Source organism: Delftia sp. BGA-UO-ETr-SB1, from assembly GCF_059567865.1.
Genome location: NZ_JCAQOW010000005.1, coordinates 691490 through 716583, shown reverse-complemented (window position 1 = coordinate 716583; position 25094 = coordinate 691490). Strand labels below are relative to the sequence as shown.

23 protein-coding genes are annotated in these 25094 nt (G+C 67.9%); 10 read left to right on the top strand and 13 right to left on the bottom strand.

Features of this window, described 5'->3' with window-relative positions; genetic code table 11:
• Positions 1 to 72 precede the first annotated feature (72 nt).
• The 4 genes from AC57B5_RS13365 to AC57B5_RS13350 all read right to left on the bottom strand — a co-directional run bounded on the left by AC57B5_RS13365 (position 73) and on the right by AC57B5_RS13350 (position 2290).
• Positions 73 to 438 carry a 6-pyruvoyl trahydropterin synthase family protein gene (locus AC57B5_RS13365; protein ID WP_012203761.1) on the bottom strand — a complete coding sequence of 122 codons (366 nt, stop codon included), beginning with the start codon at positions 436 to 438 and terminating at the stop codon, positions 73 to 75.
• An 8-nt stretch (positions 439 to 446) separates the two neighbouring features.
• A complete protein-coding gene (gene queE, locus AC57B5_RS13360) occupies positions 447 to 1085 on the bottom strand; it encodes a 7-carboxy-7-deazaguanine synthase (RefSeq protein WP_192367094.1) in 639 nt (212 codons plus the stop codon).
• A gap of 59 nt (positions 1086 to 1144) precedes the next feature.
• The gene (locus AC57B5_RS13355) at positions 1145 to 2011 is read right to left on the bottom strand and encodes a segregation and condensation protein A (protein WP_013803906.1); all 867 of its coding nucleotides are present in this window, start codon (positions 2009 to 2011) and stop codon (positions 1145 to 1147) included.
• Positions 2012 to 2086: 75 nt separating this feature from the next.
• Entirely contained in the window at positions 2087 to 2290 is a 204-nt protein-coding gene (locus AC57B5_RS13350) for a DUF3460 family protein (protein WP_012203764.1), read from the bottom strand.
• Positions 2291 to 2336: 46 nt separating this feature from the next.
• Here AC57B5_RS13350 and AC57B5_RS13345 point away from each other — a divergent pair, with 46 nt between their 5' ends.
• Positions 2337 to 2834, top strand: a complete 498-nt coding sequence (locus AC57B5_RS13345) for an outer membrane protein assembly factor BamE domain-containing protein (protein WP_012203765.1) — start codon at positions 2337 to 2339, stop codon at positions 2832 to 2834.
• Between the two features lie 174 nt (positions 2835 to 3008).
• Complete coding sequence (locus AC57B5_RS13340) at positions 3009 to 3659, top strand: YitT family protein (RefSeq protein WP_063327090.1); 651 nt, start codon at positions 3009 to 3011, stop codon at positions 3657 to 3659.
• A gap of 2 nt (positions 3660 to 3661) precedes the next feature.
• Here the strand turns inward: AC57B5_RS13340 and AC57B5_RS13335 are convergent, their stop codons facing one another.
• The 4 genes from AC57B5_RS13335 to AC57B5_RS13320 all read right to left on the bottom strand — a co-directional run bounded on the left by AC57B5_RS13335 (position 3662) and on the right by AC57B5_RS13320 (position 8170).
• Positions 3662 to 3958 carry a hypothetical protein gene (locus AC57B5_RS13335; protein WP_496399713.1) on the bottom strand — a complete coding sequence of 99 codons (297 nt, stop codon included), beginning with the start codon at positions 3956 to 3958 and terminating at the stop codon, positions 3662 to 3664.
• Positions 3959 to 4107: 149 nt separating this feature from the next.
• On the bottom strand, positions 4108 to 6174 hold the full coding sequence (gene metG, locus AC57B5_RS13330; RefSeq protein ID WP_496399712.1) for a methionine--tRNA ligase: 2067 nt from the start codon (positions 6172 to 6174) through the stop codon (positions 4108 to 4110).
• A gap of 140 nt (positions 6175 to 6314) precedes the next feature.
• The gene (locus tag AC57B5_RS13325; protein WP_013803901.1) at positions 6315 to 7553 is read right to left on the bottom strand and encodes a patatin-like phospholipase family protein; all 1239 of its coding nucleotides are present in this window, start codon (positions 7551 to 7553) and stop codon (positions 6315 to 6317) included.
• Positions 7554 to 7609: 56 nt separating this feature from the next.
• Positions 7610 to 8170 carry a restriction endonuclease gene (locus AC57B5_RS13320; protein ID WP_034398227.1) on the bottom strand — a complete coding sequence of 187 codons (561 nt, stop codon included), beginning with the start codon at positions 8168 to 8170 and terminating at the stop codon, positions 7610 to 7612.
• Between the two features lie 138 nt (positions 8171 to 8308).
• Between AC57B5_RS13320 and apbC the strand changes: the two genes are divergently transcribed.
• The 4 genes from apbC (at position 8309) to AC57B5_RS13300 (ending at position 12352) form a co-directional block, all read left to right on the top strand.
• Complete coding sequence (gene apbC, locus AC57B5_RS13315; protein ID WP_012203771.1) at positions 8309 to 9400, top strand: iron-sulfur cluster carrier protein ApbC; 1092 nt, start codon at positions 8309 to 8311, stop codon at positions 9398 to 9400.
• A gap of 19 nt (positions 9401 to 9419) precedes the next feature.
• Entirely contained in the window at positions 9420 to 10379 is a 960-nt protein-coding gene (locus tag AC57B5_RS13310; protein WP_100566113.1) for a LysR family transcriptional regulator, read from the top strand.
• 324 nt (positions 10380 to 10703) lie between these two features.
• Positions 10704 to 11030, top strand: a complete 327-nt coding sequence (locus tag AC57B5_RS13305) for a helix-turn-helix domain-containing protein (protein ID WP_013803898.1) — start codon at positions 10704 to 10706, stop codon at positions 11028 to 11030.
• 14 nt (positions 11031 to 11044) lie between these two features.
• Entirely contained in the window at positions 11045 to 12352 is a 1308-nt protein-coding gene (locus AC57B5_RS13300; protein ID WP_496399711.1) for a type II toxin-antitoxin system HipA family toxin, read from the top strand.
• Positions 12353 to 12365: 13 nt separating this feature from the next.
• Here AC57B5_RS13300 and AC57B5_RS13295 read toward each other — a convergent pair whose 3' ends face one another.
• From AC57B5_RS13295 to AC57B5_RS13275, 5 genes are all read right to left on the bottom strand, one after another.
• Positions 12366 to 14708 carry a xanthine dehydrogenase family protein molybdopterin-binding subunit gene (locus AC57B5_RS13295; RefSeq protein WP_496399710.1) on the bottom strand — a complete coding sequence of 781 codons (2343 nt, stop codon included), beginning with the start codon at positions 14706 to 14708 and terminating at the stop codon, positions 12366 to 12368.
• Between the two features lie 107 nt (positions 14709 to 14815).
• Complete coding sequence (locus AC57B5_RS13290; protein ID WP_199960123.1) at positions 14816 to 15499, bottom strand: N-carbamoylsarcosine amidohydrolase; 684 nt, start codon at positions 15497 to 15499, stop codon at positions 14816 to 14818.
• The gene (locus AC57B5_RS13285) at positions 15496 to 16581 is read right to left on the bottom strand and encodes a 2,5-dihydroxypyridine 5,6-dioxygenase NicX family protein (RefSeq protein ID WP_012203775.1); all 1086 of its coding nucleotides are present in this window, start codon (positions 16579 to 16581) and stop codon (positions 15496 to 15498) included. Before AC57B5_RS13285 ends, AC57B5_RS13290 begins: the two co-directional genes overlap by 4 nt.
• Positions 16582 to 16631: 50 nt before the next feature.
• Entirely contained in the window at positions 16632 to 17483 is an 852-nt protein-coding gene (locus AC57B5_RS13280; protein WP_496399709.1) for an alpha/beta fold hydrolase, read from the bottom strand.
• A gap of 11 nt (positions 17484 to 17494) precedes the next feature.
• Positions 17495 to 18283 carry a maleate cis-trans isomerase family protein gene (locus AC57B5_RS13275; protein ID WP_012203777.1) on the bottom strand — a complete coding sequence of 263 codons (789 nt, stop codon included), beginning with the start codon at positions 18281 to 18283 and terminating at the stop codon, positions 17495 to 17497.
• Positions 18284 to 18606: 323 nt separating this feature from the next.
• On the opposite strand from AC57B5_RS13275, the gene AC57B5_RS13270 reads away from it, so the two are divergent.
• The 4 genes from AC57B5_RS13270 to AC57B5_RS13255 all read left to right on the top strand — a co-directional run bounded on the left by AC57B5_RS13270 (position 18607) and on the right by AC57B5_RS13255 (position 25078).
• Entirely contained in the window at positions 18607 to 19764 is a 1158-nt protein-coding gene (locus AC57B5_RS13270) for an FAD-dependent monooxygenase (RefSeq protein ID WP_012203778.1), read from the top strand.
• A gap of 102 nt (positions 19765 to 19866) precedes the next feature.
• The gene (locus tag AC57B5_RS13265) at positions 19867 to 20424 is read left to right on the top strand and encodes a (2Fe-2S)-binding protein (protein WP_012203779.1); all 558 of its coding nucleotides are present in this window, start codon (positions 19867 to 19869) and stop codon (positions 20422 to 20424) included.
• Complete coding sequence (locus AC57B5_RS13260) at positions 20421 to 23408, top strand: c-type cytochrome (protein ID WP_496399708.1); 2988 nt, start codon at positions 20421 to 20423, stop codon at positions 23406 to 23408. The genes AC57B5_RS13265 and AC57B5_RS13260 overlap by 4 nt, the downstream gene beginning before the upstream one ends.
• Positions 23409 to 23761: 353 nt before the next feature.
• A complete protein-coding gene (locus AC57B5_RS13255) occupies positions 23762 to 25078 on the top strand; it encodes an MFS transporter (protein ID WP_013803891.1) in 1317 nt (438 codons plus the stop codon).
• Positions 25079 to 25094 lie beyond the last annotated feature (16 nt).

The window sequence follows — 25094 nt, the reverse complement described above, 5'->3', positions numbered from 1 at the left end:
ATATGCGAAGGAGAAATCCCATGAAGGCCGTGAAGTTGTTCAACAGCAGCGGCGCCGCTGCGGGGCCTGGCTTCAGTTCAGGTCGAGCACGCAGCCATCGCCGATGCTGTCGCGCCATACGCGGATGCGGCTGGGAGCGGGCTGCAGGTCGGCCAGGGAATCGGCAATGAACAGGCACAGGTTTTCCAGCGTGGGCTTGCCCAGGCCGGGGATTTCGTCGAGAAAGCGGTGGTCCAGCGCGTCGCCCAGGGTCTTCAGGCGCGAGCGCAGGTAGCCCAGGTCGATCACCATGCCGTTGTCCGGATTGCGCGGGCCGGTGACGCTGACCTCGGCGTAGTAGGTGTGGCCGTGGATGCGGCGGCTGCTCTCGGTTTCGATGGCGCGCTCCAGCGTGTGGGCGGCATCGAAGAAAAAGCGCTGGTGAACGGTGAACTGCATGGCAAAAATCAGCGGATGCCGGTGAGCTTGTGGGTCTGCAGGCTCAGGCGCCAGGCCGGGCGCTGCAGGCATTGCGCTATGCAGGCGGCCGTGTTGTCGGCCTGCAGGACGTTGTCCATGGGCTGCAGGAAATAGCGGTCGAAACGGGTGCCGGCCTCGATGGCCTGCAGATCGAAGCCGGGCTGCGGCCAGACCAGCTTGAGCTCCTGGCCGCTGCGCTGCACCCATTCGGCGCCGGCCTTGGGGCTGATGCACAGCCAGTCGATGCCCTCGGGCGCGGCCACGGTGCCGTTGCTTTCCACGGAAATGCGAAAGCCGCGCGCATGCAGGGCGGCGATCAGGGGCTCGTCCACCTGCAGCAGGGGCTCTCCCCCGGTCAGCACCACCATGCGGTGCTGGCTGTCTCCGGCTGGCCATTGGGACAGGATGCGTTCGGCCAGGGCGTCGGCCGTGGCGAACTTGCCGCCCAGCGTGCCGTCGGTGCCCACGAAGTCGGTGTCGCAGAACTGGCAGATGGCGCTGGCGCGGTCCTGCTCACGGCCGGTCCAGAGGTTGCAGCCTGCAAAGCGGCAGAAGATGGCCGGCGTGCCGGCCTGGCCGCCCTCGCCCTGCAGGGTGTAGAAGATTTCTTTGACGCTGTAAGTCATGGTGCATGGAGGCCGGTGGAGCCGGCCTGTCGGTGTGCGCGTGCCTGTATCCGTGCCCGCTAGACGGGCGTATAGGCCAGGCGCACGTAGATGGGCGCAAAGGCTTCGGCCTGGGTGATCTCGATCAGCGTTTCCTTGGCCAGCTCCAGCAGGGCGATGAAGGTCACGACCAGCACGGTCGAGCCTTTCTCGGGCTGGAACAGGGTCTCGAACTCGACGAAGCGCCGGCCCTGCAGGGCCTTGAGCACCTGGCTCATGTACTCGCGCACCGAGAGTTCCTCGCGCGTGATCTTGTGGCTTTGCACGAGCTTGGCGCGCTTGAGAATGTCGCGCCAGGCCGATTGCAGCTCGGCCACGTCCACATCGGGAAAGCGCGGCTGCAGGTTCTGCTCGATGTGGATCTGGGCCCGGAGGAAGTCACGCCCGTAGTGCGGCACCTGGCCGAGCTGGTGGGCAGCGAGCTTGATCTGCTCGTACTCGAGCAGCCGGCGCACCAGCTCGGCGCGCGGGTCCTCGGCCTCTTCGCCGCCTTCCTGCTTCTTGGGCGGCAGCAGCATGCGCGACTTGATCTCGATGAGCATGGCCGCCATCAGCAGGTACTCGGCCGCCAGTTCGAGGTTGCGGCTGCGGATCTCGTCGACATAGCGCATGTACTGGCGCGTCACGTCCAGCATGGGAATGTCGAGGATGTTGAAGTTCTGCTTGCGGATCAGGTACAGCAACAGGTCCAGCGGCCCTTCGAAGGCTTCGAGGAAGACCTCCAGCGCATCGGGCGGGATGTACAGATCCTGCGGCAGGGCGAACAGCGGCTCGCCGTACAGGCGCGCCAAAGCCACCTGGTCGATCACGACCGGGGTGCCGTCGCCAGGAGGGGGGGATGTGGCGGAGGCGCCCGCAGGCGCCAGCGCGGATTCAGCCTCGGCCATGCCTTGCTGCCTGGGCGAATGCCGCATGCGCAGGGTGCACGGTGGGAACAGGCTGATTTTTCATCGCATGGGCAATCAGGAGTTCGTCTGGTAGACGTAGGGCTTCTGGTCCACGCGGCCGGCGCGCAGGTCTTCCCAGACTTCGTGGTTCACGTCCTTGTCCCACAGCAGCGAGCGGCCGGCCAGCTGCTGGCTGGGCAGCTCGGGCTTTTGCTTCTTCAGGTCGTTGATGAAGTTGGTGGCGTCGGAGCGATAGTCGGGGCGGCGAAAGAATGACATAGTCTGATAACCTCTTGAATCGCGTGATTTTACCGGGACACCGCCGATGAACCTAGTCTCCCGTCTTCTGGGGGTGGCCGTGGCCGTGATGGGCATGCTCTCGCTGCCCGGCTGCGATCCCCAAAACATCAAGGAACTCGAAGAAGGCCTGTCCACCGAGGCCGACGTCCGCGCCCGCTTTGGCGAGCCCGAACGCATCTGGACCGAGCCCGACGGCTCGCGCACCTTCGAGTACAACCGCCAGCCCGCCGGCAGCCGCAACTACATGATCACCATCGGCACCGATGGCCGCATGAGCGCGCTGCGCCAGGTGCTGGCGCCGCACAACTTCGAGAAGATCCGCCCCGGCATGGATGAGGAGCAGGTGCGCCGCATGCTGGGCAAGCCCGCCAAGATCACGCCCTACCAGCTCAAGCAGGAAACCGACTGGGACTGGAACTACATCGATCCCCCCACGCGCGACATGGAGTTCACCGTGACCTTCGGGCCCGACGGCCGCGTGCTGCGCAGCGCCGGCCGCGAGAAACTGCACGGCGGCGCCTGACAGCAGGCCCTTGCAAGTTCCTGCAAGCATCCTGCGATGCGCTGTACCCTGCACGCCACAGCGCGCCGGGGCAACAGTCTCTAGAATCCGGGTTTGTACCTATGACACCCCATGGGTACGGTGAAGGCCCCGAACCGGGGCCTTTGCGACGATAGATCTGTCATCACCCCGACAATGTCCACGCCTTCCTTACCCGCTGCCGCGCCTGCTGCGCCTGTCCCGGCCACCGCTTCGCTGCGCCATGGCCTCTTCGAGGATGTCCAGGCCCTCTTCACCGGAACCCTGTTCGTGGGCATCGCCATGATGATGTTCGCCCAGGCGGGGCTTTTGACGGGAAGCACGGCGGGCCTGGCCTTCGTGTTGCACTACGCCACGGGCTGGCCGTTCGGCCTGGTCTTCTTCGCGATCAACATCCCGTTCTACTGGTTTGCCTGGACGCGCGTGGGCCGCACCTTCACGGTCAAGACCTTCATCTGCGTGGGCGCGCTGTCGCTGATCACCGAAATGGGGCCGCGCCTCATCCACATCGACTACCTGCACCCTGCATTTGCCGCCATTGCGGGCGGCCTGCTCATGGGCTCGGGCCTGCTGTTCCTGGCGCGCCACCGCTCCAGCCTGGGCGGCGCCACCATTGCCTCGCTCTACCTGCAGGACCGCTACGGCATCCGCGCTGGCAAGGTGCAGATGGCCATCGACTGCTGCGTGGTGCTGCTGGCGCTGTGGGTCGTGCCCTTCGAGCGCGTGGCCTGGTCGGTGCTGGCGGCCGTGATCATGGGCGTGTTCCTGGCCGTGAGCCACCGGCCCGGGCGCTACGCCGGGCAGTAGCCTCAGGGCGTCAAAGGCTGCCCATCGGGCGTGCGGTAGCGGACCGTGATGCCGCTGTTGTCTGCGGCTGCCCCGTCATCGCTCATCGCATCGACGGCCTTGCCCACTCCCTTGCCGACGATCTTGACCGTGCCCACGGCCGCATCCGCGGCCAGCCCCACGGCAGAGGCCGTGACGCTGACCGCCGTGGCCGTCACGGCCACCACGGTGCAGCCGTACAGCAGGGCGCTGGCGCACAGGCAAAGAAAAGCCCCCAGGGCCGGGGACCGTGAGGGCTTGCGGGACTTTGCAGACTTCATGATTGTCGTCCAACACACTGTGCGCAATCTTTGAAACCGGCAGAGCCTAAGTCAGGGACGCCGAGGAAGGGCCGCCCCGCACCGAGGGTGTCGCCGGGTGCCCGTATGCCCCCTTCAGGGGGAAGGCGCGAAGCGACTCAGGGGGCATTTCAATGTATACGCATGCCGGGTGTGGCACCGGGGAAGGGCTCCAGCACGTAGATGCCGGGGTTGGCCTTCTCATCGGCGTGGCTGGCTGCCAGCACCATGCCTTCGGAGATGCCGAACTTCATCTTGCGCGGCGCCAGGTTGGCCACCATCACGGTGAGCTTGCCCTGCAGCTGCTCGGGCTGGTACATGCTGGAGATGCCGGAGAACACGTTGCGTGTCTTGCCTTCGCCCACGTCCAGCGTGAGCTGCAGCAGCTTGGTCGAGCCTTCCACGGGCTTGCATTCCACGATCTTGGCGATGCGCAGGTCCACCTTGGCGAAGTCGTCGATGCTGATGGTTTCGGCAATCTCCTCGCCGCCGGGCAGGACCTTCTCGACCACGGGCTCGGGGGCCTCGAACAGGGCCTCCAACTGCTTGACGTCCACGCGCTGCATCAGGTGCTTGTACATGCCGATGGCATGGCCGGCGCCCAGCAGGTTCTGTGCGTCGGCGAATTGCAGCGGCGCCACGTTGAGGAAGCCTTCCACCTGTTCGGCCACGGCCGGCAGGATGGGCTTCAGGTAGATGGTCAGCAGGCGGAAGGCCTCGATGCAGGTGGTGCACACGTCCTGCAGGCGGGCGTCCATGCCTTCCTGCTTGGCCAGCTCCCAGGGCTTGTTGGCATCCACGTATTCGTTGACGCGGTCGCACAGCTGCATGATTTCGCGCACGGCGCGGGCCGTGTCGCGGTTCTCGAAGGCCTGGACGACGGCCTCGCTCTGGCCGCGCAGCTGGGCCAGCAGGGCCTGGCCGTCTTCGCTGACCGTGCCCAGCTTGCCGTCGAAGCGCTTGGCGATGAAGCCGGCCGCGCGCGAGGCGATGTTCACGTACTTGCCGATCAGGTCGGAATTGACGCGGGCCATGAAGTCATCGGGGTTGAAGTCGATGTCTTCATTCTTGCCGTTGAGCTTGGCGCCCAGGTAGTAGCGCAGCCACTCGGGGTTCATCTGCAGGCCTAGGTACTTGAGCGGGTCCAGGCCGGTGCCGCGGCTCTTGCTCATCTTCTCGCCGTTGTTCACGGTCATGAAGCCGTGCACGCAGATCTTGGTGGGCGTCTTGCGGCCGCTGAACTTGAGCATGGCGGGCCAGAACAGCGTGTGGAAGGTGATGATGTCCTTGCCGATGAAGTGGTACTGCTCCAGCGTGGGGTCGGCCATGTAGGCCTCGTAGTCCTCGCCACGGCGGTCCAGCAGGTTCTTGAGCGAGGCCAGGTAGCCCACGGGCGCGTCCAGCCAGACGTAGAAGTACTTGCCCGGCGCATCGGGGATCTCGATGCCGAAGTAGGGCGCGTCGCGCGAGATGTCCCAGTCGCCCAGGCCCTCGCTGGTCGTGCCGTCCGGGTTGGTGCGCACGCCGAACCATTCCTTGATCTTGTTGGCCACCTCGGGCTGCACATGCTGGCCGTCCTGGGTCCACTCGGTCAGGAACTCCACACAGCGCGGGTCCGACAGCTTGAAGAAGAAATGCTCCGAGCTCTTGAGCACGGGCTTGGCGCCGGACAGCGCCGAGTAGGGGTTGATCAGGTCAGTGGGCGCGTAGACGGCGCTGCAGACCTCGCAGTTGTCGCCGTACTGGTCCTTGGCATGGCAGCGCGGGCATTCGCCCTTGATGAAGCGGTCGGGCAGGAACATGTTCTTCTCGGTGTCGAAGAACTGCTCGATAGTGCGCGTCTCGATGAAGCCGGCAGCCTTCAGGTCCCTGTAGATCTGCTGGGCCAGCACGTGGTTCTCGGGCGCGTCGGTGTTGTGCCAGTTGTCGAAGGCGATGTGGAAGCCGTCCAGGTACTGCTTGCGGCCTGCGGCGATGTCGGCCACGAACTGCTGGGGCGTCTTGCCGGCCTTCTCGGCCGCAATCATGATGGGCGCGCCGTGGGCGTCATCGGCACCCACGAAGTTGACCGCGTTGCCCTGCATTCGCTGCGCACGCACCCAGGTGTCGGCCTGGATGTATTCCATGATGTGGCCGATGTGGAAGTTGCCGTTGGCGTACGGCAGGGCGGTGGTGACGAAGAGTTTGCGTGCGGTCATGGATGGCGGCTTTCTCGGGGGAACCTGACATTCTAGAAGGGCTGGGCGGTTGTGGGGCGGCGATGGCTTTTCCGTGCAGGCCGACATACGAGGGAGTTGTTGCGGGCCTTCGCTGCGCTAGGCCTGTTGGCTGCAGGCCGTCAGTTGGCGACCAGCGGCCGTTGCCAGCCCAGGAACTGCTCTATGTCGCTGCGCCGCGCCAGCGCGTCGCGCCGGCCCAGGGCCATGAGTTCGCGGGTGAAGCTGCGCTCGAACAACAGGTAGCTGGCCAGGGCGGCGCCGCGCGGGTCACTGGCGTCCTGGCGCACGCCCAGGGCGCCCAGCAGGGTGCGCATGGGCAGGGGCAGCTGGCCCACGTGGCGCGCGGCGATGGCGTCTATGCGCTCGGACGGCGAGATGACCAGCAGCTGCAGCGGGCGCAGGCGGCTGCGTTCGCGGTCGGCGGGGGGGATCAGGGCCAGCGTCTGGTTGATGCGCTCGGCGCGCTCCACGTCCAGGGACAGGGCGTCCAGGAAGATGCTGGACAGCGTGTGGCCCGCGATGTGGGCCAGCGACGGGTAGCTTGCGCCTTCTGGCGGCGGCCTGGCCGGCGGCTCGGTGCGCCGGCCCGCGCCCACGACGAGGATGCGCTCGGCGCCCAGGTGGATGGCGGGCGCCAGCGGCGCGGTCTGGCGCATGGAGCCGTCGCCGAAGTATTCGGTGGCGCCGTCCAGCGGCAGCGGCGTGGCCGGAAAGATGAAGGGGATGGCCGAGGAGGCCAGCAGGTGCGCGTGCGTGATCTGGGCGGCGGCGGCCTTGCGCTGGTTGCGCACCCAGGGCTGGAGCTGGTCCTGCGCCTGGCAGAAGGTCACGTGCTCGCTGGTGGTGTAGCTGGAGGCGGACACCGCCAGCGCGCGCAGGTGGCCGTCCGCGATCAGTTGGGGCAGGCGCTCCAGCGGAACCAGGCCGCGCGACAGCAGCCGGCCCAGCGGCTGGTTGTCCAGCAGCGAGCGCGGGCGCATGCGGCCCCAGCGCGCCAGGGCCCAGCCCAGCGACAGCAGGGTCAGCCAGCGCGCGCCGCTGCGCAGCACGCTCAGCGAGTCGGACAGGTAGATGTCCTCGGGCCGCAGGTTGCGCCAGATGCGCGACATGCGGCGCACGGCCCGGTCGAAATGGTCGCTGCCGCAGGCCAGGGCCGCCGCGTTGATGGCGCCGGCCGAGGTGCCGACCAGGATGGGGAAGGGATTGGGGCCATGCTGCTGGCCGCAGGCGCGGCGTATTTCGGCAATGGCCTCCAGCACGCCGGCCTGGTAGGCGGCGCGGGCGCCGCCGCCGCTGAGCAGCAGTCCGGTGCTGGGGGGAGGGAGGCTGGAGTCGGGTGAGGGCGCGGCATCGGGCATGCCTGGAGTGTGCCGCGCGCCGGCCGTCATCAGATCAGGGGATGACCCCGAAGGGATCAGGCCTTGGCCAGCAGGGAGCCCAGGTCCTTGCCGGAGATCAGGGCGATGCCCTGCTGCTTGGCCCAGGCGGCTGCATTCTCGGCCGGCGGCTGCAGCGACAGGTAGCAGACCGTGGCCGCATCGCGCGCCTGGCCTGCGGCCAGCAGGGCGCGCAGCGGCTCCATGCCGTGCACGCCGGCCTTCCAGCGCTTGGCGCTGGCCACGGTGGTGCGGCCTTCGCGTTCCAGCACGAAGTCGGCGCCGTCCTTGTCGGACAGGCGGGTCACGGTGTAGCCCTCGGCCTGCCAGGCGCGATCGAGCCGATCGGCGAACTCGCGCCAGCTTTGCTGGGCGGCGATCTCCAGGGCCTGCTCCACCTTGGCGGGGCTGGGCGCGCGCAGCTGGCGCCAGGCGGCAACGCAGCCTATGCCGAAGAAAGGCAGGGCGGTGATGGCGGCGAACGGCGCGATGTCCTTGGGCAGCAGCGCCGTGGACACCAGGGTCACCAGCGCGGCCAGCGCGATGCTGATCCACCAGCGCGAGCGCAGCAGGATCGCGAACAGGGAGTTGTGGGCCATCTTGAATTTCACGGGGCGGATCTTTCGCGGAAAAAGGCGGTAACAGGGGCCGCAAAGGCAGCAAGGCCCGCATTGTCTCGCGTGAGCGAGGGGATGGTGCCTTGGATAGACTATCCGGCTCTAGGAGTAATCAAAGCAATGGCAGTCACAGAACAAGCGCTCTTGGCCGCGCTCTCCAGCGTGCTCGACCCCCACACCGGCAAGGACTATGTGAGCACCCGCGCCCTGCGCAACCTGCAGGTCACGGGGGCCGACGTGGCCTTCGACGTGGAGATGGGCTATCCGGCGCAAAGCCTGGTGCCGGCGCTGCGCGGCCAGTTCGTCGCGGCGGCCAAGACCGTCGAGGGCGTGGGCAATGTCTCGGTCAACATCACGTCCAAGGTCGCCGCGCATGCGGTGCAGCGCGGCGTGCAGTTGCTGCCGGGCGTCAAGAACATCATCGCCATCTCGTCCGGCAAGGGCGGCGTGGGCAAGAGCACGACCACGGCCAACCTGGCGCTGGCGCTGGCCGCCGAGGGCGCGCGCGTGGGCATCCTGGACGCCGACATCTACGGCCCCAGCCAGCCCATGATGATGGGCATCTCGGGCCGCCCCGAAAGCCCCGACGGCAAGACCATGGAGCCGATGGAAAGCCATGGCGTGCAGGTCATGTCCATCGGCTTCCTGGTCAACAACGACCAGGCCATGATCTGGCGCGGCCCCATGGCCACGCAGGCGCTGGAGCAGATGCTGCGCCAGACCAACTGGAAGGATCTGGACTACCTGCTGGTGGACATGCCGCCCGGCACCGGCGACATCCAGCTGACGCTGGCCCAGCGCGTGCCCATGACGGGCGCCGTGGTCGTCACCACGCCCCAGGACATCGCGCTGATCGATGCCAAGAAGGGCGTGAAGATGTTCGAGAAGGTGGGCGTGCCCATCCTGGGCCTGGTGGAGAACATGGCGGCCCACGTCTGCACCAACTGCGGCCATGTGGAGCACATCTTCGGCGCCGAGGGCGGCAAGCAGATGGCGGCCGAGTACGGCATCGACTACCTGGGCGCCCTGCCCCTGTCGCTGCAGATCCGCCTGCAGGCCGACAGCGGCAAGCCCACCGTGGTGGCCGAGCCCGATAGCGAAGCCGCGCAGATCTACAAGAAGGTGGCGCGCGACCTGGCCGTGAAGGTGGCGCTCAAGGCACGCGATTTCACGAGCAAGTTCCCCACCATCACGGTGAGCCAGGGAACCTGACCCTTCTGGCGCTGCCGGCATGAACCTGCTGACCTCGATGCGGTATCTGGCGGCGCTCAACGAGCACCGCCATTTTGGCCGCGCGGCGCTGGCATGCCACATCACCCAGCCGGCGCTGTCCAATGCTCTGCGCGCGTTGGAGGAAGAGTTCGGCACGGTCATCGTGCGCCGGGGCCGCTCGTTCGCGGGCTTCACGCCCGAGGGCGATCAGGTGCTGGCCACGGCCCTGGCCATGCTGCGGGCCGAGGAAGGCCTGCGCCAGGAACTGAGCGCCGCCGCCGGCGCGCTGCGCGGGCAGCTGCGCATGGCGGCCGTGCCCACGGCCATGCCCATGCTCACGCGCTTTGCGGCCCTGCTGCGCGAGCACCATCCGGGCATCACGCCCGTGGTGCTGTCCATGAGCTCGGCCGAGATCGAGAGCGGGCTCGAAGACCTGTCGCTGGACCTGGCCCTGGGCTACAGCGCGCGCATGCCGCCGCGCGGCCCGCGCCTGCAGTCCTGGCCGCAGTACGAGGAGCATTACTACCTGCTGTGCCGCGAGTGCCGCGATGGGCAGGGCGAGGGCCGGCCCTTTGCCTTTGGCGCCGACATCGCCTGGCGCGAAGTGGCCGGCATGCCGCTGTGCCTTCTCACGCCCGACATGCACAACCGCACGGTGATCGACGAGGCCTTCGCCGCCGTGGACATGGCCGTGCAGCCCGCCATGGAAACCAACTCCGTGCTGACCCTGGTGATGGCCGTGGCGCAAGGAACGGATGGCATGACCACCGTGCTGCCCGGCGCCATGGTGGCCACGGTGCGCCACATGCCGGGCCTGGTGGCGCGGCCGCTGCGCTCGCCCGAACTGGTCACCCCCATAGGCTTCATGGCCCAGCAGGGCGTGGCGCCCACGCGCGCGCTGCAGGCGGCGCTGCAACTGCAGGACGACGCCGGTTGGCGTGCGCAGTGCCTGCGGCATGCGGGGGCGCTGGCGGGTTAGGGCCTGTTCACACTAATGCGAGGATCGCGTTGCCCGGCAGCCGGGCAACCCGAAGGGAAGCTGCCTGCCAGCCCGCCACTCAGCGTTGCGCTCCTTGTGCGTGTGAGCACACGCACGGCGTCGCGCGCCTTGATTGGCGGGCTGGCAGGCAGCTTCGCGACCCCGCATGAGTGGGAACAGGCCCTAGCGCCCTTCGCTGGAAGCAGCGACCGGGAGTGCTGTCGGTTGGGTTTCTTCCGGCACAGGCGGGCACCGTTCGAAGGCCGTAATATCATTCATATCAGAGCGCTTGCATGCCGCAAGCACTCGTATGAGAATATTTTGATGGCAACTGCAACCAATCTTCCCGTTGATCGGGCCATAAAGGCACTGGGCCAGAGCATTGAACTGGCGCGGCGGCGGCGGGGGCTGTCGCAGGCCGATCTGGCATCCCGCATGGGCGTTTCGGTCAGCACCGTGCGCCGCCTGGAAGATGGCCACCCCGGAATTGCGCTTTCCTATCTGGCAAGTGCCCTGCAGGTCTTCGGTGAGTTGGAGAAATTGCGCCTGCTCCTGGACACCCCGACCGACTCCGTCGGACTGGCACTGATGGATGCGCAACTGCCTGCGCGCATCTACAGCAAACGCCGCAAGGCACCCAAGGCGTTCTGAAGGGCGAATGCGACATGGTGACGCGCTCCGCTGCAATGGTCCACAACATGAAGTCGGAACTGGACGTGTGCCTGGGCAAGGCGGGCACGGCCGTGGGCAGGCTGGTATTCGTGCGCAACGGCATGCGCATGTTCACCCAGTTCGCCTACTTCCAGGACTGGCTGGGTCACAAGGATGCGTTCAACGTCTCCCCCGATCTCGCGCTCACGCCGATCTACCAGACGCGCAAACCAGAGACCCGGGAGGACTCCTTGTTCTTCCTTGCGCTGGGAGACACGGAGCCGGATGCCTGGGGGCGGCGTGTCATTGGCCGTGCGCATGCCAAGCGGCGCGAGAAGGACCCGGCTCTTGGGGCACTGACCGAACTCGACTACCTTTGCGCCGTCGATGACTTCAGCCGGATGGGCGCCCTGAGGTTGCGCAGTGCGCAAGGCGTCTATCTGGAGTCCGTACGCGCAGGGCAGACTGCGACGCCTCCGATGCTGGAACTGGAGAAAATGCTCGCCTCCTCGAGGGCCGTGGAGCTCGGCAGGGAGTCGGCCCAGGATCTGGCCTACCTGCGGGGCAAGGCGACCTCGCTGGGAGGCATGCGCCCGAAGTGCAGCATCCTTGATGAAAAGGGGCATTTGGCGTTGGGGAAATTCCCCAGCGTTCAGGACGATCGCAATGTGACGCGTGCCGAAGTCCTGGCGTTGAAACTGGCACGCCTGGCCGGCATTGATGCTGCACAAGCCCATGTGGTTGCCGTGCATGGCACGCCTGTGGCGGTCATCCGCCGTTTCGACCGTGGGCCCGGGGATACGCGCATTCCCTACATATCCGGCGCCACACTGCTGCAGGCGAGTCGGCAGCATGAACACGCGTACACCGAGGTGCTCGCGCAGATGAAGGGGCTGAGCGCGAACTACGTGGATGACGCGCGGCAGCTATGGCGGCGCCTGGTGTTCCATCACCTCATCACCAATGTCGATGACCATCTGCAAAACCTGGGGTTCCTCTATGTAGGGGACAACCAATGGCAGCTTTCCCCGGCATTCGACATCAATCCCATGCCGGAAAAGAACCGTGAGTCCAAGACATGGTTGAGCGAAGACACAGGCCCCATCACCAGCATGGCGCAGTTGATGGGCCAGGCCTCGCAATTTTCACTGAGCCGCGACCAGTCGCTGGCGATCGTGCGCCAGGTTGTCGGGGCCGTGTTGCAGTGGCGTGTGCTGGGCCTGTCTGCGGAGGTTGGAATGACCGCGCAGGAACTCGATGAGTTTGCCCTGGCATTCGACCACCCGGACCTGGATGACGCCAGGAAACTGGCGGGCCTGTGAAGGCCTGGACGGTTCAGGCCGGCTGGGTCCGCTGCCCTGCCAGCGCAGTCTCTGGCGTGGCGTTCGGCGCGGCATTCAATGCGGCGCGCACCACGTCGGGCGTGAAGGGCGCGGCGTAGAAGCGCCTGCCGGTGGCGTCGAACAGCGCATTGGCCAGCGCGGCCGGGCCGGGGACCGAGGCCGATTCGCCTGCGCCCATGGGGGGCTCGTCCTGGCGCGGCATCAGCACCACTTCGATGGGGGGCAGGTCGCGGAAGCCGATGATGGGGTAGCTGCCCCATTCGCGGCTGGCCACACCTTGCGCATTGAAGGCGACCTTCTCCATCAGGCTGCGGCTCAGGGTCTGGATGACGTTGCCGTGGATCTGGTGGCGCACGCCGTCGGGGTTGACCATCATTCCCGTGTCCTGGCCCACGACCAGGCGCCGCACGGTGATGCGGCCGCTGGCGGGGTCCACGTCGATGTCGATGACCCAGGCGGCCCAGGCCGCGCCGAAGCCGGGAAAGCGGCTGTGGATGTAGCGCGCATAGGCCACGCCGCGCCCGTGCAGCAGGCCGTCGGCGCCGGGGCGGCCCCGGCTTCCTGTGTGATTCCGCTGCCAGCCGGCGTGGCGAGCCGTGGCCTCGATCAGCTCGATGGCGCGCGGGTCATCGAGGTGGCGAACACGGTAGTCCACGGGGTCGGCGCCGGCCGCATGGGCCAGCTCGTCGATCATGCAATCGTGGGCAAAGGAATTGGGCAGGGCCGAGACGCCGCGCAGCCAGGATGAGCGCACGATGGGCGCCATGTCATGGCAGGTGATGCGCTGGCTGGCGTAGCGGTAGGGCGGCACGGCGGTGCGGTCGCCCATCTCCAGCGTGCGCGGCTCGCCCGGGATGCGGCCCGTGAGCAGCAGGGCCAGCAGCGGCGCGTCGTTGGAGGGGTAGCGCACGGCAAAGTCGTAGGCCAGCAGTTCGCCCCGGGCATCAATGGCCGCGCTCACGTCCATGAGCTGGGCCGTGCCCTTGGGCTCCCACTGGTGTTCCTGCTCGCGCGTGAGCTGCACGCGCACGGGCGCGCCCACGGCCATGGACAGCAGGGCGGCGTCGGCGCAGACATCGTCGGCGCAGTTGCGGCCGTAGCAGCCGGCCGCCTCCAGGCGCACGATCTCGATGCGGTCCTCGCCCAGTTGCAGCAGGCGGTCCAGGTCGGTGCGCAGCATGTGGGGGTTCTGCGTGCCGGCCCAGAGCTTGAGACGGCCCCCGCTGAAATCGGCCACGGCGCAGGACGGACCGATGGAGGCATGCATCTGGTAGGGCCAGACGTAGCTGCGGCGCAGTTCGGTGGCCGCACCCGTGCCGACGCCCGCGAAGGCATCGTCCACAGTGCCCTGGTCCAACAGCGAGCGGTGCTGGGCGGGATTGGCGCGTATCGCCGCAGCCAGATCGGATAAGTCAGGCGCTGGCGGCACGGCCTGCCATTGCACGCGCAGCGCGCGCATGGCGGCAATGGCCTGTTCCTCGCGGTCGGCGACCACGCCGACGAAGTCGCCCTCGGTGACCACCTGCACGTTGCCGGGCAGGTGGGCCACGGAGTCGCGCTCCACGGCCACCAGGCAGCGGCCGATGAAATCGCCGCCGTCGCGGCCCGGGTGCGGAGGGCGGATGACGCGACCATGGCGCATGCCGGGCACGCGCACATCATGGACAAAGCTCAGTTCGCCCGTGGCCTTGGCAGGGATGTCCACGCGCGCCGCGCCACGGCCGACCAGCCGGTATTCGCTGGCGGGCTTGAGCTTCACTTCCTGATCGGGCGGGGCCAGCGTCAGCTGCAGTTGCTGGCCGCGCAGCAGATCGCCATAGCCGAGTTCGCGGGCATCGCTGCCATCGGCAAAGCGCACCGCGCCATCCCGTGCCTGGAGCCGGTCCGCCGCCACATTCCATTGCTGCGCGGCCAGTGCCAGCAACTGCTCGCGCGCCTGGGCGGCGGCGCGGCGCAGCGGCACGGCCGAGATCTGGATGCTGGCGCTGGCAATGGTCGGGCCCTGGTTGGGCGCGGCGGCCGTGTGGCCCAGCACCATGTCCAGGCGCGCCAAAGGCACTTCGAGCTCTTCCGCCACGATCTGCGCCAGGGCCGTGCGTATGCCCGTGCCCAGGTCCACATGGCCGTTGAAGGCCAGGGCGCGCCAGCCCTGGGGCGCGGCTTCGTCGGCCAGCACGGCCACGAAGACCTCGGGCGTGGACTGCACATAGTCGGTGGCCGTGCCGGGCTGGCCGGGCGCAGGGCGCGGCGGCGCCACGGGCTGGCGCACCACGAGCAGGGTGTCGGCGCGCGTGAGCAGCTGTGCGTGCAGGGCTTGGGGCTGGGGCAGGTTCATGGGGCGGTGTTCTTCGCGGGCACGCTTTCAGGCGTGCCCTGTGCATGTTATGCACTCCGGGGCCGGCTGCGCAGGGCCGGCCCCATAGGCGCGTTGGCGCGGTGGGATCAACCTGCGGCGAGGGCGTCGGTGTCGGCGATGGCCTGGCTCAGCGGCATCACGGCCGCGTACTTCTGGGCCATGTCGAACAGGTTGGCCTCGTGCGGGCCCAGGGCGCGGTCGCCGCAGCAGTCGGCCACCACCAGCGGGCGAAAGCCCGACTGCATGGCATCGACCACGCTGGCGCGCACGCAGCCGCTGGTCACGCAGCCGGCCACCAGCAGGGTCTGCACGCCGCGCTGTGCCAGCCAGGGTGCGAGCATGGTGCCGAAGAAGGCTGAGGGCGTGCTCTTGCGCACCACGTATTCGCCAGCGGCCGGGGCCAGCTGGGGCACGATGGCGCTGTTGGGGCTGTCTTCCTTCAGGGTCAGCATGCCGGGCACCTTCAGGCAGAAGATGTTGTGGTCGGCATCGTCGTCCGAGAACACGATGCGGCTGTGCGCCACGGGCCAGCCGCGCTCGCGCGCATGGGCCAGCAGGTGCTGCGTCTGCGCGATGGCTTCGGGGATGTTGCCGCCGCCGAACACGGCCGGGTCGGCAAAGCCGTTGACGAAGTCGATGATGAGCAGGCCGAACGGGGCCTTGAGCGGCAGCGGCGTGCCGAAGCCCTGGCGTGCGTAGGCAGAGATGTCGCCCTGCACGCCCTCGGTGGGAACGCTTTGCGTGCTGGTGGTGGCGGTGGCGGTTGTCATGCGATGTCCTTTCCTTGCTTGGACCTTTTGGCGGCGCGCGCCAGTCCTTCCTCGTCCTGCACCACGCCGTCGATGACCGTGGGCTTGCCGTCCAGTGCCACCGAGCAGTGGCGCATGGGAATGTCGATGTGGCAGGCCGTGGTGCGGCTGCCCCCGGCCTCGTTGTTGGGGCCCATGGACCACAGGAAGTTGCCCTCGAAGGCGCGGGCGTCCATGCCGATGTGGGTTTCCTTGTTGTAGTGGGCCAGCATGGACCAGTGGGCGCGCGGCTGCAGCCCCCAGCCGATGTGGGAGACGGCGTAGGCCTCGGGGTCCTCGTAGGAGGCCATGTACTCCTTGAGGATGTCGGCCTGCAGGCCGCCGCTGATGCGCGTGACGTAGCCCTTTTCGATGACGAGTTCGATGGGCTCGGTCACGTAGTCCTTCATGGGCAGCAGGATGTCGCCCCGGTCCAGCACCACGCGGCCGTTGCTCTCGCCCTCGTCGGGCCAGGTCAGCACGAAGCCGCTGGGCCAGTGGTCCCAGCGGCCGGGCTGGTCCACGAAGCCGTATTCGCAGATGGCCGGGAAGCTGCCCAGGCGGCAGCGCAGGTCGGTGCCTGCGGCCGAGGTGATGTGCATCTGCCCGGCCGCCTCGATCAGCTTGGATGCGGCCTGCACGCGCGCGCGGTCGCCCTCGGTGGGCACCAGGCGGCACAGCACCTCGGGCGGCTCCACGGCCAGCAGGATCTTGGTGCCGGTCTGCAGGATCTCGTGCTGCTCGGGCGAGAACAGCAGGGTCATCAGGTCCAGCACCAGGTCGCTGGCCTTGAGCGCGGCGATGGCGGCGGGGTTGCCGGTCAGCGGCGTCGTGCCCAGGTAGGCCAGCGAGTCGCGGCTCAGTGATTTTTCGGCATTGACGGGCGGCAGGTCCAGGCGGTTGACGCGCGCCCCCATTTCGCTGGAGGCGGCGATGGCGCAGCGCAGCGTCTGCGGGTGCGTGTCGGCGCCCGTGAGCACGGTGACGGTCTGGCCGGCTTCGAGCCGGGACAGCGTGAGCACCTGCTTCCAGGCGTGGATCAGATCGATATCGCTGACGGACATGGTCGGCTCCTTGGTGTCGCGATGGATGGGAGTGGGCTGCAGTTGGACATTCAGTCCACCCGCGCGCCGAGGAAATCGCCGAGCGCAGCGTAGAAGCCGGCCTCGTTGTCCCAGGGGATCATGTGGCCGGCATTGGGCACGCGCACATGCTCGGTCTGGGGTGCCAGGCCTTGCCACTCGGCCACGTCCTCGCTGCGCACCACGTCGCCGCGCTCGGCCGTGACCAGCAGCAGCGGGTGCTGGATGCGGGGCAGGTCGGCATGGATGTCGTCACGGCCGAAGTCCTCGAAGCTCTGCACGATGGCCGGCTCGTGGCAGGTGTGCAGCCACTGGGCGCGCAGCTGGCGCTGCTCTTCGGTCCAGGTGGGGCAGAAGGCGCGCATGGCCTCGGCATCCATGCCCAGCGTGGCCTGGCGGATGGAGTCCACATACCAGGGCAGGGCGGCCGGGTAGGCGCGGCGGCCGGGGCCGGAGACCGGCGGATCGACGATGACCAGGCGCGTGAGCCCCACCGGCTGGCTGCGCGCGGCGCGCACGGCGATGCGTCCGCCCATGGAGTGGCCGACCAGCGCCCAGCGCTGCAGGCCCAGGGCCTGGGCGAAGGCGGCCACGTCGGCGGCCTGGGCATCGAGGCTGTAGTCCAGGCCCGGGCCGGAGGACGACAGGCCGCGCCCGCGCACGTCCAGAACATAGGTGTCGAACTGGCGGCCCAGGTGCTCGGCCACGAAGCCCCAGGTCACGGCCGGGCTGGTGATGCCGGGGATCAGGATGACGGCGTCGCGCTGCGCGCGTTCGCCCTCTGCGCCGCCGTAGCGCAGGTAGTGCTGGCGGATGCCGTTGGCGTGGACGTTGCCGCCGTAGCGGAATGTGCAGGGGGTGGGGGAGCTGGAGTGGCTGGTCATGCGTGTGTTCCTCAGGCCTTGGCTGCGCTGGTGCCGGTGTCGTAGGGATAGGCGCCCGACAGCAGCGCGCCCGCGCCCGGCACCACGGGGTCCAGCCCCAGTTCCTTGAGGATGGCATAGGTGGTGGCGATGGAGGCGGTCAGCACGGGCTTGCCGGTCTGGGCCTCGACCTGGGCCACGGCCGGCAGCGAGGGCATCTGCACGCAGGCCGACAGCACGATCACGTCGGCGTCGGCGTAGTTCATGCCGGCCACGATGCCGGGCAGCTTGGCGGGGTCGTGGCGGCCCACGTCCAGGTTGTCGGGGATCTCCAGCGCGCGCCAGTCCACGATCTCGAAGCCTTCGGCGGCCACGTAGTCCATGACCAGCTGGGTCAGCGGAATCATGTAGGGCGCCACCAGGGCGATCTTCTTGGCACCCATGACCTTGAGCGCTTCCACCAGCGCGCCGGCGCTGGTGATCACCGGGGCGGTGGCGCCATTGCTGGCCGTGCGCTCGGTCAGGCGCTGCTGCGAGACGCGGTGGTAGCCCTTGCCCATGGCCATGATGGCCACCAGGCAGGCATAGCCCAGCACGTCCACGCGCGCGTCGCTCAGCTCCAGCGCGCAGCGGTCGCTTTCGGCGTCCATGGCGGCCAGCTCCTCCTTCTGGACCTTCTTCATGCGCATGCGGCTGGAGTGGAAGGTGAAGCGGTCCTGCGGGCGCAGCGTGGAGTGGGCCTGCAGCATGGCCGGCACTTCGGTCTCCATGGTGGTGTTGGAGCTGGGGACGATCTGGCCGATGCGGAACGTTTTGGTCATGGACTTGCCTTTGCGAAGTTTCGAGGGTTTCTGATCAGAATCAACTGAGTGTGTACGCTTTATTCTTGCAAAAGACGTGCCGTCTTGCAAATGAGAATTTTCTCGGGGTTTGTACTGATTTGGTGCAGAAATTGCACCAAAAATGGCGAACTTCAATTTATTCTGCCGCCCTATGGTGCATGCGTCGATTTGAAAAATTCAAGCGCATACACCTGAATTAAGTGTTTTGTTGCCTGGCACGCTTCCTGCTCTACACCCTGCAAGGACGCGCCGAAGCAACGGTTGCCCCGTCTGGCTTTCAACATTCCTGCAAGGAGAAAACTGTGTCTCAATCCCCTCGAATCGCCGTTGTCGGCGCCGGTCTCGGCGGGGCTGCAGCTGCCAAGCTGCTGCTCCAGGAAGGCTTCAATGTCCGCGTCTATGAGCAGGCGCCCAGCTTCTCGCGCCTGGGAGCCGGCATCCACGTCGGGCCCAATGTGATGAAGATCCTGCGCCGCATCGGCATCGAGGACGCGCTCAACGAGCAGGGCTCGCATCCCGACTACTGGTACAGCCGCCACTGGCAGACGGGCGACGTGCTGGCCCAGATCCCGCTGGGCGACTACGCCGTCAAGGAATACGGCGCCAGCTACCTGACCGTGCACCGTGGCGACTTCCATGCGCTGCTGGTCGAGGCCCTGCCAGACAGCGTGATGGCCTACGGCAAGTTCCTGACCAAGGTGGAGGACCGCGGCAATGTGGTCGTCATGCACTTTGCCGACGGCACGACCGAGGAGGCCGACATCGTCATCGGCGCCGACGGCGTGAACTCCCGCATCCGCGAGGAACTGCTGGGCCCGGAGCTGCCCAAGTACGCGGGCTACCTGGCCCACCGCGCCGTGTTCCCCACGCCCGAGGTCAAGGCCGGCATGCTGCCCTTCGACGCCTGCGTGAAGTGGTGGAGCGATGACCGCCACATGATGACCTACTTCGTCACGGGCAAGGCCGACGAGCTGTACTACGTGACCGGCGTGCCCGTCGAGAAGTGGGATCTCAACGATCGCTGGCTGGAAAGCAGCAAGGAAGAGATGCGCGAGGCCTTCTCGGGCTGGCATCCCACCGTGCAGGCACTGATCGACGCCACCGTGGAAGTGACCAAGTGGTCGCTGCTCGAGCGCGATCCGCTGCCGCTGTGGAGCCGTGGCCGCCTGGTGCTGCTGGGCGATGCCTGCCATCCCATGAAGCCCCACATGGCCCAGGGTGCGGCCATGGCCATCGAGGACGGCGCCATGCTGGCGCGCTGCCTCAAGGAAGTCGGCGCGCACAACCATGAGCTGGCCTTCGCCCTGTACGAAGCCAACCGTGCCGAGCGCGCCAGCAAGGTGCAGCGCATCTCGCACGACAACACCTGGCTGCGCACCAACGAAGATCCGTCCTGGTGCTTCGGCTACGACGTGTTCAACGTGCCCCTGGTCGAGCCCAAGGTCAAGGCAGCGGCCTGATACTCGCTGCCTTGCCGGACGAGGGGAGGGAATCCCCCCCTCCTGTCCGGCCGCAGAACGCCGACATCCTGAACCGCAGCCAAGTTGCAAGAGCCTCGTCCCATGGGAACCCCAGTCCATCCAAGCAGTACACCCAGCCCCATCCGCCTGCAGGTCAATGCACGCGCATGCGAGGTGCCGGCAGCGCCCGGGACGGCGCTGCTGCATGTGCTGCGCAATGACCTGGAGCTGAACGGGCCCAAGTACGGCTGCGGCCTGGGCGAATGCGGCGCCTGCACGGTGCTGATCGATGGCGTGGCCGCGCGTTCCTGCGTGATCCCCGTGCGGGCGGCCGTGGGCCGCGAGGTCACCACGCTGGAAGGCCTGGGCTCGCGCCAGTGCCCCGGCCCCACGCAGCAGGCCTTCATCGACTGCCAGGCGGCCCAGTGCGGCTACTGCCTCAATGGCATGATCATGACCGTGGAGGCCCTGCTGCGCCGCAACCCCAATCCCACCGAGCAGGAGCTGCGCAACGAGCTGCACCACAACCTGTGCCGCTGCGGCACGCATGTGGAAATCATGCAGGCCGCCCTGCGCGCCGTGCAGCTGCGTGCACAACGCGCCGCGCTGCAGGCACCCTCCGGTTTTCCATCTTCCAGCGCGGGCGAGGTCCAGCCATGAGCCCGGCCGGCAACACTCCCGCCCTGCCTTCCGACCTGCTGCACGGCCTGGCGCTGCGCCCGCCCGTCGCGGCCTGGGACGGTCTGCGCTACCGGGGCAGCGTGCCCCTGCATGCACGGTTGCAGGACGCCCAGGCCATGGCCGGCGTGGTGGCTGCGGTGCAGCGCGGGCATTTTCTGGGTGTGGTGGCCGTGGCGCCTGTCCATGCCCGGCAGGCCGCTGCCAGCCTGGCCCCTGCCTGGGATGACCGGCAGGAAGCCAGGGCCGCCAGCGCGCCCCGTGCTGCCGACAGACCCGACAGAGCCGACAAGGCTGGCAAGGCCGACCTGCCCGATGCCGGCCGCTATGTCTGGCGCATGGCGGCGCCCGTGTCTTGCGAGGGTGCCGCACGCGCAGCCGTGTGGTGCCTGGACGGCCATGCCAGCGTCTGGTTGCCGCCCTGTGACGCGGATGTGCGGCAGATGATCGGCCGTGAACTGGCCGCATTGCTGCAATGCCCCGAGTCCGCGCTGCGGCTGTTCAGCCTGCCGGCCACGGCGGCCGGCACCCCGCATGTGCTGGATCTCATGGACGCAGCGGCCGATGCGGCCCTGCTGTCCCAGGCCGTGGGCCGGCCTGTCAGCGTGGCCTGCGAGGCCTGGACTGCTGCGGGCAGCGCAGACAGCCGGGAGCTGGTGCTGCGCGTGGGTGCGCAGCCTCCGCAAGGGCTTGAAGCCGACACGGCGGTGCAGCCTCAGCCGGGCAATGCATCGCCACAGCCAGACCTGCTGCTGTCCGACACGCCCTGGGCCGTGCGCCCCAGCATGGCGCGCCTGCTGAGCCAGCCCGAGCTGGCGCGCGCCGCGGCCCTGGCTACCGTGCTCGATGCCGGCGAAGTGCATGAACGCCGGCAGACCGCCAGCCTGCGGCATGCCGGCCTCGATGATCTGAATGCCGCCCAGGTCTTTGCCCGCGAAAGCCACTGGCATGAGCAGGCGCTGGACCAGGGCCGTGATCCGCTGCAATGGCGGCTGCAGCACCTGCCCGAAGGCCCGGTGCGCGATCTGGCGCAGGAGGTGGCCGAGCGTGCGCAGGCATCGCAGCAGGCACCATCCCACCAGGGTGCCGATGGCCGCCTGCTTGGCCGGGGCTTTGCCACCGCCCAGCTGCAGACCCTGGATGCGCAGGGCGCCGACCTCCATGCCTGGAGCGCCTGGGTGGCCGAGGTGGCCGTGCACCCGCAAACGGGCGAGATCGAAGTGACCCGCGTCGTGGCCGGCCATGACAGCCGCAGCCTGCAGGCGGCGCAGGCCGCCAGCACGCGGCCCGAGATCGTCCAGCAGGACCCGCAATTGCTGGCCGATGCGCGCCGGCTGCTGGGCGCAGCGCCCGCTTTTGACGACTGGGCAGGGTCCACAGCTTCCGCTGCTTCTTTCGATGTGATCGCCAAGCCCGGCTCCGACCTGGCGCAGCACGCGCCCGGCGATGTCTCGGTCATCCGCCAGGGCAATCTGGCGCTGGATGGCGTGACCACGCTGCCCGCCGCCGCCGCCATTGCCAACGCCATTCACCATGCGACAGGCGTACGCCTGCGCGAAGTGCCCTTCCAGCCAGAGCAACTGCGCCTGGCCCTGGCGGGCGAGGGCGCCGGCAAGCCCGGTGTGGCGCGGCCCGGCCGCGGCTGGGGCTGGCTGGCCGCAGGCGCCGCAGGCCTTGCCGGCATGGCCGCCATGGCCTGGCCGCTGAAGCCAGCCCTGCCGCTGACCGACGGGCCCGACGTTTCCCTGTACTCGCCGCAGGCCCTGGAGCGCGGCCGCCTGGTGGCGGCTGCGGGCGACTGCGTGGTCTGCCACACGGCCCCGGGCGGTGCGGCCAATGCCGGCGGCTTCGGGCTGGAGACGCCGTTTGGCACCATCTACTCCACCAACATCACGCCCGACAACGAAACCGGCATCGGCCGCTGGTCCTACGCGGCCTTCGAGCGCGCCATGCGCCACGGCATCCACCAGGACGGGCGCCAGCTGTATCCGGCCTTCCCGTACACGGCCTTCGCCAAGCTCAGCGATGGCGATCTGCAGGCCCTCTACGGCTACCTGATGTCCCAGCCCGCCGTGAAGGCCAAGGCGCCCGAGACGCAGCTGGCCTTCCCCTACAACCTGCGCCCGGCCATGGCGGGCTGGAACCTGCTGTTCCACGACGCCACGCCCTTCAAGGCCGACCCTGCGCGCAGCGCCGAATGGAACCGGGGCGCCTACCTGGTCGAAGGCGCGGGCCACTGCGCGGCCTGCCACTCGCCGCGCAATGCGCTGGGTGCCGAAAAGACCGGCATCCACTACCTGGGCGGCGGCGAGGCCGAAGGCTGGACGGCGCCCGCGCTCAATCAACTGGCCGGGGGCAAGCTGCCCTGGAGCCGCGAAGAGCTGTACCAGTACCTGCGCACGGGCTTCTCGGCCCGCCACGGCGTGGCGGCAGGCCCCATGGCGCCCGTCATCCACGGCCTGGCCCAGTTGCCCGAAGCCGATGTGCGCGCCATGGCCACCTATCTGATGGAACTGCCGGGCCAGGCCCCTCAGGCCGCCCAGGCCGCCGCACCGGCCATGCCGGCACCGGCCGCCGTGCAGGCGGCGGCGCCTGCGGCTCCACCTGCCAGGGCGCTGGACCGCCACGCCAATGGCGAACGTATCTACCAGAACGCCTGCGCGGTCTGCCATGAGGCGGGCAGCGGTCCCACATTGTTCGGCGTCAAGCCGCAGCTGGCCCTGAACACCAACCTGCATGCGGCCAGCCCCGACAACCTGGTCCAGGTGATCCTGAACGGCATACAGGCGCCGGCCGACGATGCGCTGGGCTACATGCCCGGCTTCGGGGACAGCCTGGATGACAGGCAGATCGCGGACCTGCTCGGATATTTGCGCGAACGATTTGCACCGGAGGAAAAAGCTTGGCCAGACGACACGAAGACGATTAACCGGCTGCGCATGCAGGCACAGGCGCATGCGCACTGAGGGCGGCAATGGGCAGCAATGAGCGGCGGCAGGGGCGATGCCGCGGATATGGACACCTTGCCCTGGAATCTCTCCAGGGCCTGGGTCCTGACATCTGATGCTGGGGACGGGTGATGGGCAACAACGGACGGCGCTGTCGATGTGCAGCCTGTCCGCAATGCGCCCATCGCCCGGATGCAGAGACCGACATCCGGAAATTTTCCATCGGGCCATGGAGATGGCGCCTAGGGAGCGGTTCGCTCCGGATGTGTGAAGGGTGGAAGGCACGGCAGGAGACGGCAACACAAGCTGAACGGCCTTGCCTGGGAAAAGACAGATTCAACAATTGCGATGGCTAGAAAAGGAGTCCCTGCATGTCATCTACATACATTTCGGTGGAAAAAGGCATCCAGACAGCGGGTGTCGGCAAGTTCCAATATCGGCTGTTCGTCATCTTCGGGCTGGTCTGGCTGGCCGATGCCATGCAGGTGCTGTCCATCGGCTTCAGCGCGCCGTCCATTGCCAAGACCTTCGGCAAGACCGTGCCCGAGGCGCTGCAGACCGGCACCTTCTTCTTCATCGGCATGCTGATCGGCGCCTTCGTCTTCGGCCGCCTGGCCGACCGCATCGGGCGCCGCCCGGTGCTGATGATGGCCGTGGTGATCGACGCCTTTGCGGGCGTGGCCTCGGCCTTTGCGCCCGAGTTCGCCTGGCTGCTGGTGCTGCGCTTCATCACCGGCATCGGCGTGGGCGGCACGCTGCCCGTGGACTACACCATGATGGCCGAGTTCCTGCCCAGCGACCGCCGCGGCCGCTGGCTGGTGCTGCTGGAATCGTTCTGGGCCGTGGGCACCATCTTCCTGGCCATCCTGGCGCTGGTGGCCGTGTCCTGGGGTGACGATGCCTGGCGCGTGATCTTCTTCGTGACCGGACTGCCGGCGCTGATCGGCGTGGTGCTGCGCTTCTACATCCCCGAGTCGCCCATGTTCCTCAACCGCAACGGCAAGTCCGAGGAGGCGCGCAAGGTGCTGCAGCGGGTGGCCAAGGTCAACGGCACCACGGCGGACATCCCCGCCCTGCAGCCTGAAAAGCAGGAGCGCAAATCCATCCTCGCGCTGTTCAACGGCGACCTGCGCCGCCGCAGCCTCTCGCTGTTCCTGGCCTGGGCGCTGATCTCCATCGCCTACTACGGTGTCTTCGTCTACCTGCCCGTCAAGCTCAGCAGCGAGGGCTTCGCCTTCATGCGCGGCCAGGTCTTCCTGGTGGTGCTGGCCCTGGTGCAACTGCCCGGCTTTGCGCTGTCGGCCTATGGCGTGGAGCGCTGGGGCCGCAAGCCCACGCTGATCGGCTTTTTGCTGCTCAGCGCCGTCGGCTGCATGTTCTACAGCCTGGGCTCGTCGCCCTTCGTGGTCATCGGCTCCACCCTGCTGATGAGCTTCTCGCTGCTGGGCACCTGGGGCGCGCTGTATGCGTTCACCCCCGAGGTCTACCCCACCGACCTGCGCGCCAGCGGCATGGGCATGGCCGGCGCCGTGGCGCGCTTCGGCGGCCTGTTCGCCCCGGCCATCATTGCGCCCATCATGGCCACCCACTTCACCCTGGCGCTGGCCGTGTTGTCCGCCATGCTGGTGGGCGGCGCCCTGTCGATCTGGGCCGTGGATGTGGAATCGCGCAACCGGGCGCTGGATTGATGACGGCCTGAGCTGA